The organism is Vibrio sp. B7 (assembly GCF_963888765.1).
GTDB classification, from domain to species: Bacteria; Pseudomonadota; Gammaproteobacteria; order Enterobacterales; family Vibrionaceae; genus Vibrio; species Vibrio anguillarum.
Map to the genome: position 1 here is coordinate 146,790 of NZ_CAWPKR010000039.1, position 15,548 is coordinate 162,337.

The 15,548-nt window shown below is 48.5% G+C and carries 13 protein-coding genes; 1 reads left to right on the forward strand and 12 read right to left on the reverse strand.

Going from position 1 to position 15,548, the window contains the following annotated elements; translation table 11 throughout:
• Positions 1–76: 76 nt before the first annotated feature.
• Entirely contained in the window at positions 77–1,372 is a 1,296-nt protein-coding gene (gene purD / locus AACV32_RS16600) for a phosphoribosylamine--glycine ligase (protein WP_170895450.1), read from the reverse strand.
• Between the two features lie 249 nt (positions 1,373–1,621).
• Entirely contained in the window at positions 1,622–3,232 is a 1,611-nt protein-coding gene (purH, locus tag AACV32_RS16605) for a bifunctional phosphoribosylaminoimidazolecarboxamide formyltransferase/IMP cyclohydrolase (RefSeq protein ID WP_170895449.1), read from the reverse strand.
• Between the two features lie 164 nt (positions 3,233–3,396).
• On the opposite strand from purH, the gene zntR reads away from it, so the two are divergent.
• Positions 3,397–3,795 carry a Zn(2+)-responsive transcriptional regulator gene (gene zntR, locus AACV32_RS16610; protein ID WP_017046798.1) on the forward strand — a complete coding sequence of 133 codons (399 nt, stop codon included), beginning with the start codon at positions 3,397–3,399 and terminating at the stop codon, positions 3,793–3,795.
• A 28-nt stretch (positions 3,796–3,823) separates the two neighbouring features.
• Here the strand turns inward: zntR and AACV32_RS16615 are convergent, their stop codons facing one another.
• The 10 genes from AACV32_RS16615 to AACV32_RS16660 all read right to left on the reverse strand — a co-directional run bounded on the left by AACV32_RS16615 (position 3,824) and on the right by AACV32_RS16660 (position 15,492).
• Positions 3,824–5,464, reverse strand: coding sequence for a methyl-accepting chemotaxis protein (locus AACV32_RS16615; RefSeq protein ID WP_170895448.1), 1,641 nt, complete (start codon positions 5,462–5,464; stop codon positions 3,824–3,826).
• A gap of 400 nt (positions 5,465–5,864) precedes the next feature.
• On the reverse strand, positions 5,865–6,161 hold the full coding sequence (fis, locus tag AACV32_RS16620; protein ID WP_010320338.1) for a DNA-binding transcriptional regulator Fis: 297 nt from the start codon (positions 6,159–6,161) through the stop codon (positions 5,865–5,867).
• Positions 6,162–6,184: 23 nt separating this feature from the next.
• Positions 6,185–7,153 (reverse strand): tRNA dihydrouridine synthase DusB, encoded by a 969-nt coding sequence (gene dusB / locus AACV32_RS16625; RefSeq protein WP_010320339.1) that lies wholly within the window; start codon positions 7,151–7,153, stop codon positions 6,185–6,187.
• Between the two features lie 139 nt (positions 7,154–7,292).
• Positions 7,293–8,180, reverse strand: a complete 888-nt coding sequence (prmA, locus tag AACV32_RS16630) for a 50S ribosomal protein L11 methyltransferase (RefSeq protein ID WP_013855808.1) — start codon at positions 8,178–8,180, stop codon at positions 7,293–7,295.
• A gap of 113 nt (positions 8,181–8,293) precedes the next feature.
• Positions 8,294–9,640: an acetyl-CoA carboxylase biotin carboxylase subunit gene (accC, locus tag AACV32_RS16635; RefSeq protein WP_013855809.1), complete on the reverse strand. Its 1,347-nt coding sequence runs from the start codon at positions 9,638–9,640 to the stop codon at positions 8,294–8,296.
• A 14-nt stretch (positions 9,641–9,654) separates the two neighbouring features.
• Positions 9,655–10,110: an acetyl-CoA carboxylase biotin carboxyl carrier protein gene (gene accB / locus AACV32_RS16640; protein WP_013855810.1), complete on the reverse strand. Its 456-nt coding sequence runs from the start codon at positions 10,108–10,110 to the stop codon at positions 9,655–9,657.
• 83 nt (positions 10,111–10,193) lie between these two features.
• Entirely contained in the window at positions 10,194–10,643 is a 450-nt protein-coding gene (aroQ, locus tag AACV32_RS16645; RefSeq protein ID WP_013855811.1) for a type II 3-dehydroquinate dehydratase, read from the reverse strand.
• Positions 10,644–10,928: 285 nt separating this feature from the next.
• Entirely contained in the window at positions 10,929–12,878 is a 1,950-nt protein-coding gene (acs, locus tag AACV32_RS16650; RefSeq protein WP_026027881.1) for an acetate--CoA ligase, read from the reverse strand.
• Between the two features lie 141 nt (positions 12,879–13,019).
• The gene (locus tag AACV32_RS16655; protein ID WP_026027882.1) at positions 13,020–13,652 is read right to left on the reverse strand and encodes a 3'-5' exonuclease; all 633 of its coding nucleotides are present in this window, start codon (positions 13,650–13,652) and stop codon (positions 13,020–13,022) included.
• A 13-nt stretch (positions 13,653–13,665) separates the two neighbouring features.
• The gene (locus AACV32_RS16660) at positions 13,666–15,492 is read right to left on the reverse strand and encodes a DUF294 nucleotidyltransferase-like domain-containing protein (RefSeq protein ID WP_170895493.1); all 1,827 of its coding nucleotides are present in this window, start codon (positions 15,490–15,492) and stop codon (positions 13,666–13,668) included.
• Positions 15,493–15,548: the final 56 nt, after the last annotated feature.

Sequence of the window (15,548 nt, forward strand, 5' to 3'; positions counted from 1 at the left end):
AGAAGTATGAACATGAAGTATAAAAATAAGGCGCTCAATGAGCGCCTTATTGGATCATAACCTAGCTTTGTCGTTGTTATTTTGTTGTCTGTTGTTCACGAGCTATCGCGCGGTAGCCAATATCGCTGCGATAGAATATGCCATCCCAGTTGACCTGTTTGGCTAATTGGTAAGCGCGCTGCTGCGCTTGTGAAACCGTGTTACCCAGTGCGGTTGCGCATAACACGCGACCACCGTTGGTGATGACTTCTCCAGCTTGGTCGCTTGTGCCTGCGTGGAAGATTTTCTCACCTGCGACTTCTTGCGTTGGTAAGCCAGAAATAACATCCCCTTTCGCGTAGTCGGCAGGGTAACCGCCAGCGGCCAAAACAATACCGATAGAAGCGCGTGGGTCCCATTTTGACTCCACTTGATCGAGTTTGCCTTCCAGTGCGGCAAAGCAGAGTTCGACCAAATCCGATTGCATCCGCATCATGATCGGCTGAGTTTCAGGGTCACCAAAGCGGCAGTTGTACTCAATCACTTTCGGTGTGCCTTGTGCGTCAATCATCAGCCCAGCGTACAGAAAACCTGTGTAAGGGTTGCCTTCTGCCGCCATACCGCGCACCGTTGGATAAATCACCTCTTGCATCACGCGCTCATGGATCTCGGGCGTGACCACCGGAGCTGGCGAGTAAGCGCCCATGCCGCCAGTATTGGGGCCAGTGTCTTTATCACCGACGCGTTTATGATCTTGGCTGGTGGCCATAGGGAGAACATTTACGCCATCGACCATGACAATGAAGCTCGCTTCTTCTCCATCTAAGAACTCTTCAATCACCACGCGGCTGCCTGCATCGCCAAAGGTATTGCCTGCGAGCATATCTTGAATCGCGTCTTCAGCCTCTTGCAGCGTCATCGCCACAATGACCCCTTTGCCAGCGGCAAGGCCATCGGCTTTGACCACAATCGGCGCGCCTTGCTGGCGGACGTATGCCAAAGCAGGTTCAATTTCTGTGAAATTAGCGTAAGCCCCAGTAGGAATATGATGACGAGCTAAGAAATCTTTGGTGAACGCTTTAGAGCCTTCGAGCTGTGCTGCTGCTTGCGTCGGGCCAAAGATGGGTAAATCCGCCTTACGGAAAGCATCCACCACGCCAAGCACTAAGGGTGTTTCTGGGCCAACAATGGTCAGTTCAATACGTTTTTCTTGAGCAAAAGCGACCAAACCAGTAATGTCTTCCACTGCAATGTTGACGTTCTCAAGTCTAGGCTCAAGCGCTGTGCCCGCATTACCCGGAGCAACAAAGACAGTTTTAACATTTGGGTTTTGAGCGACTTTCCAACCCAGAGCGTGCTCACGACCGCCAGCACCTATAATCAGAATGTTCATCTATGAGTATCCTTTAACGTATAGAGTTTGTTTGTTGCCATTTACCCCCTCCTAACCTCCCCCCTTAAAGGGGGAGGAACTTAGATGACAATATCTCCCCTTGAAGGGAAGGAACTTGGAGAGCAATACCTCTTCCTAAAAGTTAGGTGAGGTCACTTCGTTCTATTCTCCCTCCCCTAAAAGGGAAGTAAGGTCACTTGGTTTCTATTCCCTCCCCTTCTAGGGGAGGGCTAGGGTGGGGTAAGGTTTTTAGTGACGGAAGTGACGCATACCAGTAAAGATCATCGCCATGCCGTGTTCATCGGCGGCGGCAATCACTTCGTCATCACGCATCGAACCGCCCGGTTGAACCACACACTTGATGCCCGCTTGCGCTGCGGCATCAATGCCGTCACGGAACGGGAAGAAGGCATCAGAAGCCATCACACATCCTTCGACTTGCAAGCCTTCATCGGCCGCTTTAATGCCCGCAATTTTGGCTGAATAAACGCGGCTCATTTGGCCTGCGCCCACGCCAACAGTCATGTCACCTTTTGAGTAAACAATCGCGTTTGATTTGACGTACTTAGCCACTTTCCAGCAGAAAAGAGCATCTTTGATCTCTTCTTCACTCGGCTGGCGCTTGGTTACGATTTTGAGATCATCAAGGCTAACCATGCCTTGATCGCGATCTTGCACTAGCAAGCCACCATTGACGCGTTTCACGTCAAAGCCCGTGGTTTTCGCTGACCACTCACCGCACTCAAGCAGGCGCACGTTTTTCTTCGCCGCAACCACTTCAATCGCTTCCGCTGAAACAGTTGGTGCGATGATCACTTCAACAAACTGGCGCTCAACAATCGCCGCTGCGGTTTGTGCGTCTAGCTCGCGGTTAAAAGCGATGATGCCACCAAAGGCAGAAGTTGGGTCGGTTTGGTAAGCGCGGTTGTAGGCTTGAAGAATATCGCTGCCCAAGGCAACGCCGCATGGGTTGGCGTGTTTGACAATCACACACGCTGGCTCAGCGAACTCTTTCACACACTCAAGAGCGGCGTCGGTATCGGCGATGTTGTTGTAAGAGAGCGCTTTACCTTGGAGTTGGCGTGCAGTAGAGACTGACGCTTCCTCTGGGTTGGCTTCAATGTAGAAAGCGGCCGCTTGGTGACTGTTCTCACCGTAACGCATGTCTTGTTTTTTCAGGAATTGTTGGTTGAAGGTGCGCGGGAATTTGCTCTCTTCATCAGCCTTCTTTCCTTCTTCATCAAGTAAAGAGGCTCCGTAAGACGGAACCATAGTGCCGAAGTAGTTGGCGATCATGCCATCGTAAGCGGCGGTGTGTTCAAAAGCGGCAATCGCAAGGTCAAAACGTGTTTCGAGTGTTAGCGAATGGTCGTTCGCATCCATCTCGGCAATGACACGGTCGTAGTCATGTGCATTCACCACTATAGTCACATCTTTGTGGTTTTTCGCCGCAGAACGCACCATAGTTGGCCCACCAATGTCGATATTTTCTACCGCATCAGCTAGGGTACAACCTGCTTTAGCAACGGTTTCGGCAAACGGGTAAAGGTTGACGACTACCATATCAATCGGCTTAATACCGTGTTGTTGCATGATGTCGTCATCTTGACCGCGGCGGCCCAGCACGCCACCGTGTACTTTCGGGTGCAATGTTTTTACGCGACCGTCCATCATCTCAGGAAAACCGGTGTAGTCAGAAACTTCTGTAACAGCAATACCTTGGTCTGCTAATAAGCGAGCGGTGCCACCAGTAGAAAGAATATCGACACCGCGCTTCGCGAGAGCTTGAGCGAACTCAACAATGCCGGTTTTGTCTGATACGCTGATCAATGCGCGGTGAATAGGACGAGCGTTATTCATGCTTCGGTCTTCCTCAAATCATGGAGTTAATAGGAAATTTGATGGCGCACATTCTAACCAAACAATCATCAAAAAGCTCGCGCAATCGTTTGGCATCGCAAAATTTTTTATAAAAATGGTGATATTGGGTATCAAACGTAATAAAAACGTTAAAGGAGAATGAGATGTTTCAAATTGGAGAGCTCGCCAAACGCTGTAAAGTTTCAACCGATACGCTGCGTTTTTATGAAAAAAATGCGCTAATAAAACCGGCGGGGCGCAGTGAGTCTGGTTATCGTTTATATAATCAAAAAAATCAGCAGCAGGTGAGTTTTATTCTCAAAGCCAAAGAGCTAGGGCTCAGTTTGGATGAGATTAAAGAGTTACTGGAAATAAAGCTGGAAGCGACCGAACACAGCTGTGCGGAAGTGAAATCGATCACCAGCGCTAAGCTGGTGGTGATTGATCAAAAAATCGCCGAGTTAACGGCGATTCGTCAAGCGCTAAAAAAAATCAACGATGCGTGCTGCGGTCATATAGACGACAACGCCAGCCACTGCTCAATTTTAGCTGCATTGGAGTGATCTCATCAGCCGATAAGGCGTGAGTTGCTCACACTTTAAAATGGCTAATGCTCTGTTTCAGTTGTTGGCCGCTGTCTGAGAGATATTGACTGGCTGTCGACACTTGATCGGCTTGGGCTGCAGCTTGGGAGCTGTGCTCGGCAATATGAGTCAGATTGCGATTAATCTCTTCTGTAGCGGTGGTTTGCTGGGCGCTTGCCTCAGCAATATGTTCATTGAGTGAGAGAATCTGTTTTACTTGCTCGTCGATCTCATTGAGCACTTGCTGCGCTAAAACGGCTTGTTGCTGTGTGGCGGTTGATTGTTGCTGCGTTTGAGCCATAAATTCTCCCAGCTCTTTTGCGCGAGCCTGTAATCTATTGATTATCTGCTCTATCTCGTTGGTGCTGGTTTGAGTACGCGTTGCCAGCGCCCGTACTTCATCCGCGACGACCGCAAAGCCTCGCCCTTGTTCACCAGCACGTGCTGCTTCAATCGCCGCATTCAGGGCCAATAAGTTGGTTTGTTCAGCTATCCCTTGGATGACCGCCAGTATCGCTCCTACATCTTGTGTCTCTTTGGCGAGGTTTTTAGTGGTGGTGTCAGTGGTGGTCAGTAGTGCAGACAGGGAGTCCATAAAATCAGAAGCTTTGCCAATCACCGAGCTGCCTTCTTTGCCTTTGCTGCTGGCCGTATGCGCGGCTTTCGCGGCACTACTCGCCGCATTAGCCACTTCTTGATTGCTCGCATGCAGTTCGTTCATTGCTGATGCGACTGTATCGACGGATTGCTGCTGCTCTAAGGCTTTGATTGAGGCATGTTGTGAGAGTTGAGTAAGCTCATTTGCCGAGTGGTTAACATTGTCGGTGATCGGTGTGATATTGGTAATGGTATGACGAATCTTCTCTGTGAACTCATTGAAGGCTTGCGCTATGTGTGACAGCTCATCACTACCTTGCACCGAGAGCTGTTTGGTTAAATCACCGTCGCCTTTGGCGATTTCTTCGAGTGCCTGTTTGGTTTCTTCACACGGTTTAGTGATGCTATTTCCTATCACTACTGAAAGAATCAGCATCACAATAATAACGAGGCTAAGAATGAGCAATATCGATTGTAGGCGTTGCCAAATCAACGCATTGACATCGTCGATGTAGACTCCAGAACCGAGGATCCAACCCCAAGGTTTAAATAATTTTACATAAGAGATTTTACCCACATCGACGCTAGAACCTGGTTTGGGCCACATATAGTCGACAAAGCCTTCACCCTGCTGTTTAGCGACTTTAGTAAATTCTACAAACAGTTTTTTTCCGGTCGGGTCTACGGCATTGGAGAGATCTTTGCCGTCCAATTGGGGCTTCATTGGGTGCATGATCATACTTGGCTGAAGGTCGTTGATCCAAAAATAATCATCAGCCTCGTAGCGCAGTTTCGCGATGGCTTGTTTGGCTTGAGTCTGTGCTTGCTGCTCGGACAAGGTGCCATCGATTTGTAATTGGTGGAAGTAACTTAATACGCCGTATCCTGTTTCGACGATGTGGCGAGTTTTTGTCTGTTTTGATTGCATTAAATCGTGTTGATAACTATTGAGCATGGAGACAAATGGGATCAACAGTAGCAGTGTGGTGACCGTGGTCAGCAGGTATAAACGCGTTCTAATTTTGGTCTGGCGCAAGTTCAGTAAGCTCATTGACGTCACTCCTTGTCAATCTTCCGAGTGGTTTTATCATTATAGGCCCATTTGACTTGGTGTTTAGATTGTTGCGTCGCCGAGCTCATCTTAGTCACTCCATTTTTGGGGGGATAAAGCCTTACTCATTGTATGCACTGTTCACGACAAGTGATTTGGGGATCGGTCGGTAAATTTCCATCACATGCACAATGTAACCAGTTTGTTGCGGTCGCGTAAATGCGACAACAGAAGAAGAGAGAGCCCGCTCAAACAATCAGATCTCTTTATTGCATTAATGCAAAGTAAAGCAGCCCGTTGATATTTTAGTTATCCGTTGGGTGAAAATGAAAAAACCGAGCGCAGAGGCTCGGTTTTAAAAGCGATGGTATCTAGTTGCTAGATTTGTGCAGTAGCTAGATTAGTTCATGCCGTATTTTTTTAGCTTCTTACGAAGAGTGCCGCGGTTGATGCCCATCATGGTCGCTGCGCGAGTTTGGTTACCGCGAGTGTACTGCATGATGGTGTCGAGTAGTGGCTGTTCAACTTCAGCAAGAACTAACTCGTATAGTTCTGTCACTTCTTGGCCGTTTAACTGCGCAAGGTAGTTTTTAAGAGATGCTTTAACTGAATCACGTAGTGGCTTTTGCGTGATTTGATCTTGTGAAGTTACGGTTGTTACTGTGAAAGCTTCTGAAGTCAGGTTTTGTTCGAACATATGCGGTCTAGCTCTTCTCTTAATTATGATGCAACGTTATCAAAATAACCTTCGAGCGCGTCAATTTGCAGCGGTGCTGCGTCAATAGCGTTGAAGGTACGGCGAAACTCACTCGCTTGTTCATGTTCTTTCAGATACCAACCCACATGCTTACGAGCGATGCGAGGGCCTAAATACTCACCATAGAAACTGTGGAGAGCCTGTACATGACCAAGCATAATATCTTTCACTTCCGCAGCCGGAAGTTCAGACATCGTGGTGCCGTTTTCCAAATAGTGTTGGATTTCTTGGAAAATCCACGGGCGACCTTGGGCAGGGCGTCCAATCATTAAAGCGTCAGCGCCGGTATAATCCAGCACGTATTTCGCCTTCTCTGGGCTATCGATATCACCGTTAGCAATAACCGGAATAGAGATGGCGTTTTTCACCGCTTTAATGCTGTCGTATTCGGCCTCGCCTTTGTACATACACGCTTTGGTTCTGCCATGCAGGGCTAAAGCTTGTATGCCGCAGTCTTCGGCTAATTTAGCGATGTAGACACAGTTTTTGTTGTCCGTGTCCCAGCCAGTACGGGTCTTTAATGTCACGGGGACATCAACGGCGTTCACCACCGCTTTCAAGATCTGTTCAATCGTCTCCGGAAATTGGAGTAAGGCTGAACCCGCCAGCTTTTTATTCACCTTTTTTGCTGGGCAACCCATGTTGATGTCGATGATCTGAGCACCGTTCTCAACACTAAATTGGGCTGCATCGGCCATAAGCTGTGGGTCGGCTCCCGCAATTTGTACCGAGCGAATGCCCGATTCGCCCTCATGTACCATACGTTGCATCGACTTTGACGTATTCCATAGAGCAGGATTAGAGGACATCATTTCACTGACGGCCATGCCTGCTCCATAGCGAAGACACAACTCTCGAAATGGTCTGTCAGTTACTCCTGCCATAGGGGCAACGATAAGATTGTTCTTAAGTTGATAGTTTCCGATTTTCAAAACGTCATCACAGTTCTGTACCAGCAAGGGCGCGCATTTTACGCATTTTTTTACTGCGTGAAAAGACTAATATTTGAGCATTTACAATTTGTTTTAGTAAATCGTATAAAATACAGTCTATTAGCACGCAAAGTCTTATCTAGCCTTGCTTGCGACCCGAGATGCGGCACCACTCATTGAGCTCAATTATCGGGTCAATGTGAAGCTCGTCACGATAATGGTTGGCAACTTCTTCGGCTTGAGTGTCCAAAACACCGGACATCGCAAGTTGGCCATTGGGCTTAAGTAACCCTTTGATCACACCATTCAGGTCACGCAGTGGGCCGGCCAAAATGTTGGCCACAACCACGTCAGCGATTAAGCCTTCAGGTTGATCTTGTGGCAAATACACTTCAAGTTGGTCAGCTACGCCATTGCGTCCTGCGTTGTCGTTAGAAGCAAGCAGCGCTTGTGGGTCGATATCAATACCGACGACTTTGGCTGCGCCCAATTTGATCGCCGCAATGGCTAAGATGCCTGAACCACAACCAAAATCGATGACGGTTTTGCCTGTCAGATCGAGCCCTTCGAGCCACTCTAAACATAATGCGGTCGTCGGGTGAGTCCCTGTACCGAATGCAAGGCCCGGGTCGAGCATTACGTTGACAGCGTCAGGTTCTGGGATTTCACGCCAGCTTGGGCAAATCCACAAACGTTGACCAAATTTCATCGGGTGGAAGTTGTCCATCCATTCTCGTTCCCAGTCTTTATCTTCGAGCTGTTCAACTTTGTAGGCAAAGTCATCACTCAGCAGTTTGCTTGAGCGAATTTGGTCAATGATCCATGCGCTATCGGCTTCGGCATCATATAGCGCTAGCACGTCGGTATCGCCCCAAAGGCGAGTTTCGCCCGGAAGCGGTTCAAAAACAGGGGTGTCGTGAGCATCAAGAAAAGTGACGGATACTGCGCCCGTCTCTTCCATCAGCATGTCGCCAATTGGCTCGGCATTGGCGTTAGTTGCGTTCAGTTTAATTTGAATCCAAGGCATGTCAGTTGCTCTGTTATGTCGTCAGTTGGCGCAGAGTTTAGCAGAAACTGACTCGGCTGCCGAAAACAAAAATGCTCACCGAAGTGAGCATTTGGTCTCTCGCGACGCGAAAATTAGTGCTGTAAACCCAATTTCTTCTCAAGGTAGTGGATGTTCGCTCCACCGTGTTGGAAGTTCTCATCTTGCATGATCGATTGCTGCAAGGTGATATTGGTTTTAATGCCATCGACGATCATTTCGTTTAACGCATTTTTCATGCGCGCAATCGCCACGTCACGGTTTTCACCGTAAGTGATGAGCTTGCCGATCATTGAATCGTAATGCGGAGGCACTGTGTAGCCAGCATAAATGTGCGATTCCCAACGAACGCCCATACCGCCCGGCGCGTGAAAACGTTCAATTTTGCCCGGTGAAGGGAGGAAACGAACCGGATCTTCCGCGTTGATACGGCATTCAATTGCATGGCCACGGATCTTTATGTCATCTTGGGTAAACGACAGTGGTTGACCTGCGGCGACGCGAAGCTGTTCTTTGATGAGATCAACGCCAGTGACCATTTCGGTGACTGGGTGCTCAACTTGAATACGCGTGTTCATCTCAATGAAGTAGAACTCGCCGTTTTCGTATAGGAACTCAAACGTACCGGCACCGCGATAGCCAATTTCGAGACAAGCGCGTGTACAACGTTCACCGATGTATTTACGCATCTCTTCGGTAATGCCTGGTGCAGGAGCTTCTTCAACCACTTTTTGGTGACGACGCTGCATTGAGCAGTCACGTTCACCAAGGTGAATAGCGCCACCTTGACCATCCGCAATAATTTGTACTTCAACGTGACGTGGGTTTTCTAGGAATTTTTCCATGTAAACCATGTCATTGTTGAACGCCGCTTTGGCTTCGGCACGTGTCATTGCGATCGCTTGGGTCAGTTCATTTTCGCTACGAACCACGCGCATACCACGACCGCCGCCGCCGCCAGAAGCTTTGATGATCACAGGGTAGCCAATGCGTTTCGCATGAGCTTTGTTTTTGACTTCATCGCCATCCAGTGGGCCGTCAGAACCCGGCACACAAGGAACGCCCGCTTTTTTCATTGCGCTGATTGCTGACACTTTGTCACCCATCATGCGAATAGTATCGGCTTTCGGGCCAACAAAAATGAAGCCTGAACGCTCGACTTGTTCAGCAAAGTCGGCGTTTTCAGAAAGAAAACCGTAACCGGGGTGAATTGCTACTGCGCCAGTTACTTCTGCTGCAGAAATAATGCGTGGAATGTTTAAGTAGCTGTCAATACCACGTGCTGGGCCAATACAGATGGTTTCGTCGGCCAGCAGTACGTGTTTTAAATCACGATCGGCAGTGGAGTGCACGGCAACAGTTTTGATGCCAAGCTCTTTACATGCGCGCAGAATACGAAGTGCAATTTCACCTCGATTCGCGATGACTAATTTATCTAACATAAAGCAAACCTCGATTATTCGATAACAACAAGCGGTTGGTCGAATTCAACGGTCTGGCCGTCTTCAAGTAGGATTGCCGTAACGATACCTGCTTTATCGGCTTCGATTTGGTTCATCATTTTCATCGCTTCAACGATGCATAGTGTGTCACCGACTGAAACACTTTGACCGACTTCGATGAACGCTTTTGAATCTGGACTTGGTGAGCGGTAGAAAGTACCGACCATTGGCGAAAGCACTTGGTGACCTTTTGGCGCTACAGGCGCGGCGGCTTCAGCCGTTGGCGCAGGGGCAGCGACTGGCGCGGCTTGTTGTGCTGGCGCTGGTGCAGCGTAATGCATCTGAGCCATCTGTACTGGCGCAGTGTTACGACTGATGCGTACCGATTCTTCACCTTCAGAGATTTCTAGTTCAGAAATGCCAGATTCTTCTACCAGTTCGATAAGCTTCTTGATTTTACGAATATCCATCTTTTCTTTCTCTTTATCTTGTGAATACGTCAGCCCTTAAGGTTGGGCCGTAGAGTGTTTGTTTATCGTTGATCGTCTGTGGGTTATTTTGCCTGTAGCGCTTTTATGGCGGCTGCAAGAGCAAATTCATAACCTTGTGCACCTAACCCGCAAATCACCCCTTGCGCCTTATCCGACAGATAGGAGTGGTGGCGAAAAGGTTCACGTGCGTGAACGTTGGATAGATGCACTTCAATAAATGGGATGGCGACACCCAATAACGCATCGCGCAGTGCCACACTGGTGTGCGTCAATGCGGCGGGATTAATGATGATGAAGTCGACCTTGCCGTAAGCGGCATGGATGGCTTCGATCAGCTCATATTCGCGGTTCGATTGAAGATGTTCTAACTCAATATCTGCTTTTTGCGCTTGTTCGCGTAATGTCTCGACAATGTGCGCTAAGGTGTCAGAACCATAATGTGCAGGTTCACGTAGCCCTAACAGGTTAAGGTTTGGCCCATTTAAGACCAGAATGCGAGATTTAGCAGTCATTGTGTCGACATCTCCCTATATCGTGAAACGAATATTAATATTCCCATATTATTCTTAGGTCAGAGTGAATTTTTCGTCAAAAATTCCCTGAATTTAAGAAATTGCCCAAGATTATAGCTAATTCAGCGCAAATGGCAGCAATTTACTGGTCTTATCAGATAGTTTACTCATTTAATTCTGCAACCGAGTTAACAGAATGAGAAGAACTGAGAGGGAAAGAAAAAGCCGCCACAAGTGTGACGGCTTAATCATCTCAATGCCTCGCGGCAGGTAGAATCGTTAGCGTTAAGACAATTCTGCTTTTTCGGCGATCAATTTATCCACTACGCTAGGATCGGCCAGTGTTGAGGTATCGCCCAAATTGCTGGTGTCGCCGGTGGCGATTTTACGCAAAATACGGCGCATGATTTTGCCAGAACGGGTTTTGGGCAGTGAATCGGTCCAGTGCAGTACATCGGGAGTTGCAATTGGGCCAATCTCTTTTCGTACCCAATCTTTGACCTCTTTGTGCAACTCGGCACTGGGGTAGACGCCATCATTTAAGGTGATGTAAGCATAAATGGCTTGGCCTTTAATATCGTGTGGCACGCCGACAATTGCCGCTTCTGCAATTTTATCAAAAGCAACCAAAGCTGATTCAATTTCCGCGGTGCCCATGCGGTGGCCAGAAACGTTTAACACGTCATCCACGCGGCCCGTTATCCAGTAGTAGCCATCCTCATCGCGGCGTGCGCCATCACTGGTGAAATACATACCTTTGAAGGTTGAGAAGTAGGTTTGTTCAAAACGGTCATGATCGCCATAAACGGTGCGCATTTGGCCCGGCCATGAATCTAAAATAACCAAGTTACCTTCGGCAGCTCCTTCAATGATGTTGCCCATGTTATCGACCAAGGCTGGTTGCACGCCAAAAAATGGTCGTGTGGCCGAACCTGGTTTAAGTGCCGTCGCGCCCGGCAGTGGCGTAATTAAAATGCCACCCGTTTCGGTTTGCCACCATGTATCGACAATCGGTGATTTTTCGTTACCGATGGTTTTGTAGTACCACTCCCACGCTTCTGGGTTAATTGGTTCTCCCACCGAACCCATAATGCGCAAACTGGTGCGTGACGTCTCTTTGACGGCTTCATTGCCTTTCGCCATCAAGGCGCGAATAGCGGTCGGCGCAGTGTAAAGAATGTTGACTTGGTGTTTATCCACCACTTGACTCATGCGGTTGGTGTCTGGGTAGTTGGGAACCCCTTCAAACAGAACGGTTTTTGCACCATTGGCCAAAGGACCGTAAACCAAGTAGGTGTGGCCAGTGATCCAGCCCACATCGGCGGTACACCAAAACACTTCGCCCGGTTGATAGTCAAACACATATTTGAAGGTCATCGCCGCGTAAACAAGGTAGCCACCGGTTGTGTGCAGCACACCTTTGGGTTTACCCGTTGAACCCGAGGTATAGAGGATGAAGAGGGGATCTTCCGCTTTCATGGCTTCGGCTGGGCAGTGGTCGGAAGCTTTTGCGGTTGCTTCATGCCACCACACATCACGATGTTCGTGCCAGTCAATTTGGCCACCAGTGCGTTTAAAGACGATCACTTTGCTGATGTTTTTCACTTCAGGGTGGGTCAAGGCTTCATCGACGTTTTTCTTCAAGGGCACTGCGCGACCGCCACGTACACCTTCGTCGGCAGTGATGACTATTTTGGAATCGGAATCAATGATGCGACCGGAAAGGGCTTCTGGTGAAAAGCCTCCAAACACCACAGTATGCACTGCACCTATTCGGGTACAAGCGAGCATGGCAACGGCTGCTTCTGGCACCATAGGCATGTAAAGACAGACCACATCTCCTTTGCGTACTCCTTGATCTTTTAACACATTAGAAAAGCGACACACTTGTTGATGGAGTTCTTTAAAGGTGAGGGTTTTATCGTCAGCCGGATCGTCACCTTCCCAGATAATCGCCACTTCATCACCACGAGTGGCAAGGTGGCGATCGATGCAGTTAGCAGAGACGTTTAATGTGCCATCTTCAAACCAGCGAATATCTACATGGCCAGTATCAAACGAGGTTTGTTTCACTTGAGTGAAAGGCTTAATCCAATCCACAATCTTGCCGTGTTCACTCCAGAAGCCTTCTGGGTCGGTCACTGATTGTTGGTACATCGCTAGGTAAGTGTCATTATCCGCATGTGTTTTGGCTTTAATGTTCTCTTTTACCGGATAAACGTGGGCTTCACTCATTGCTTTTCTCCTTGTGAATTCGAACAATTTCCCTGTTGATTGGCGATCAAATTGCGCTGAAAGGAAAATCTGTATGTGGGTAACTGTCAGTCAGAGTGCGATTTTCTACAATTAGACTTTAGGATGAGTGTGGGGTAAGTGCTAGCGCGAGTAAGGTGCAACGAAGGGAGGCAGATCACCTTTGGTCAAGCGCACAAACACTAATGCCGCGGCGATGGCATCTTGCAACGCGTCGTGTTTATCCTGCATCGGCAAGTCGAGATGGCGACAAATCGCCTCTAAGCTGAGGTCGATGTACGCATTCGGCAGCATTCTCTCTAACTGATCATGATAGATCTGACTTACTTCGATGAGAGCATTGGGCAGTGGAAAGCCTAAATGTCGCCGACAAGCGAGGTCGAGGATTTTTTTGTCATAACGAATGTGATAGCCCACTAAAGGTCGGTTGCCGATAAAGTCTAATAGGTGAGTGATGGCCTCTTGCTCGTCGATGCCATCGACCAGATCTTGATGGCGAATTTTGTGGATTTTGACTGAACCCGAGTCGAGCGATTGTGGCGCGCTCAAACGCACTTCAAATGGCTGGCTGGTTAAAATACGGTTGTCGATAATTTTGGTGGCGGCAATCGTCACTAACTCGGCGCGATTCGGGTCAAGGCTGGTGGTTTCGCAATCGAGCGACACATATTCCCCTTGCATCGGCGTTGCAAACAGCGGCTGATAAGGCGAGTCTTTTAGTTTGTGAAACCAATAATGGCGTGTAAACCAATTCAATTTTCAGACTCCACTATTCGCGAATTTGATAGTGATAGCCAAGCCACTGCTTGAATTTTTTCACCACGTGTAAACTGTGCCTGAGCAGGTCACGCTCGGTTCGGTCGAGCTGTTTTAAATCGAGTTTATTGGTGCTGTGTTGATTGCTCAATTGCTGAGCTAAGCGCAATTTAAAGAACTGCTTGAGTGCTTCACTGAGATTATCGGCGGTTTCTTTTTCCAAAACCCGTTGCTCTACTAGCGCCTCGATGCGTTCAAAGGTGTTGTTTTGTTGAACTTGATGTTCAAGGCTTAGGGCGCGAATGCCATGCACAATCGGGAAAATGCCACCTTGTTTAATATCTAAGCCAGATTTGGAGTGTTTTACGGTGCCAAACAGCGTGAGCGGCACAGAAAAGCTCAGCGCGGGGCGAGTAAACTCCATCAAAATCAATTCTTGGTCGGCCATTAAATGGCTCAGGTGCTGTTTAATAGGGGCCAATAAGTGTTTGTTGCCCGCAACTGCGTGTGCGTCGGCCATGATCGCAATGTCCATCACTTGCTCGGGTTTGGCCGCTTTCACCCATTGGCTAAGCGTTGTTTTCCACTCAGTTTGGCTTTTAACCCATTTGGGATTATTGACCATCACATTGCCCGGACAAAGTGGATAGCCGAGCTGCTGTAAGGTGTGGGTGAGCGTGTTCATGACCACACCCATTTGATGCCACTGCAAGCCATCTTTGATGATCAGCGCGTTATCTTGGTCGGTTTTGAGGATCTGCTCTCCACGGCCTTCGGAGCCGAGTACGATCAAGCAGCAGTGATCATGCAGCGCGGGCGGCACAACCAAATGAAAGGCTTTTTCGATGATCTGTTCATTGACTGCTGAAATCAGCTCCATAATAAAACGAGTGCGAATGCCATTGTTGATTAGGCTTTCAACCAGTTGCCGCTGTTTGTTGGAGGCGAGAGCTAACTCTTCCACGCAGTTGGCGCGAGCAATACTTAATGTCAGCACGTGAGAATGAGTGGAGAAAGCACTGAGAATTTGTGTCATGTCCAGCATGCCAACGGCTTGATGGCCATCACACACCATCACTCGTTTTATGCGGTTGCGCGTCATGGCGATCATCGCATTAAACAGAAAATCGCCATCGTTGATGTGCAGCACAGGAAAGGTAGCAATTTCCCCAACAGGGGTATCGAGCGGATGGTTATCGAGCATAACGGAATGAAGCATATTGGTACGCGTGACGATAGCATAGGGGTGCGCACTGGGGTTTTCGATTAAGCGTTGATCATGCTCAGCAAGACGAACTAAGGCCGCATCAACTCCGTTATCGCGTAATTGCTGTGTCACTTGGTTGAGCGGTTGATCTGGGTTTAAAATCATCGGTGGATGGTAAATCGAGTCATCAACCTTAGTTAAAATAAATTCGGCTAAATTCTTCTGCTGATGTGCCACATCAAGCAGAGCTTGGCGTTTGGCAAGGTTATTGTCGAAGTAGGCGGCGAACTGGCCGTTGTCGTTATACAGTTCGAGAAAGACGGCTTTCGGCAGCAGATAGCTTAAGGTATCTTCCAGCGCCACGTACTGATGCTTGGCTTTTTCTTCAAACAGTGCGCGTACATCAAACATGTCATCGTTGGCGTAGTGAGCAAAAATCTCTTTGCCATCTGGCGAGCGTTCTTCGACCGCGCCTTTGATCAGTACGTGCAGATACAAGCTGGCTCTGTCACTGGCCTGCAGCAGATCGTTGCTACGAAAATACGCCACATCCAAGGATGAGCGAAGTCGCTGTTGCTGCGGCAATGTTAAGCGGTCAAAGGGCGGTGACTGCATGTTGAATTTGTCAGGCATAACGATCGTCACTCAGAAGAAATTCCTATCTAAGTGTGACAAAAATCGCCACTACC

Bases quoted from the DNA above. Each gene is read 5' to 3' on its own strand.
- zntR (WP_017046798.1), top strand. From the start codon at position 3,397: ATGTTTCAAATTGGAGAGCTCGCCAAACGCTGTAAAGTTTCAACCGAT.
- accC (WP_013855809.1), bottom strand. From the start codon at position 9,640: ATGTTAGATAAATTAGTCATCGCGAATCGAGGTGAAATTGCACTTCGT.
- AACV32_RS16660 (WP_170895493.1), bottom strand. From the start codon at position 15,492: ATGCCTGACAAATTCAACATGCAGTCACCGCCCTTTGACCGCTTAACA.
- AACV32_RS16615 (WP_170895448.1), bottom strand. From the start codon at position 5,464: ATGAGCTTACTGAACTTGCGCCAGACCAAAATTAGAACGCGTTTATAC.
- aroQ (WP_013855811.1), bottom strand. From the start codon at position 10,643: ATGACTGCTAAATCTCGCATTCTGGTCTTAAATGGGCCAAACCTTAAC.
- purH (WP_170895449.1), bottom strand. From the start codon at position 3,232: ATGAATAACGCTCGTCCTATTCACCGCGCATTGATCAGCGTATCAGAC.
- prmA (WP_013855808.1), bottom strand. From the start codon at position 8,180: ATGCCTTGGATTCAAATTAAACTGAACGCAACTAACGCCAATGCCGAG.
- fis (WP_010320338.1), bottom strand. From the start codon at position 6,161: ATGTTCGAACAAAACCTGACTTCAGAAGCTTTCACAGTAACAACCGTA.
- purD (WP_170895450.1), bottom strand. From the start codon at position 1,372: ATGAACATTCTGATTATAGGTGCTGGCGGTCGTGAGCACGCTCTGGGT.
- accB (WP_013855810.1), bottom strand. From the start codon at position 10,110: ATGGATATTCGTAAAATCAAGAAGCTTATCGAACTGGTAGAAGAATCT.
- acs (WP_026027881.1), bottom strand. From the start codon at position 12,878: ATGAGTGAAGCCCACGTTTATCCGGTAAAAGAGAACATTAAAGCCAAA.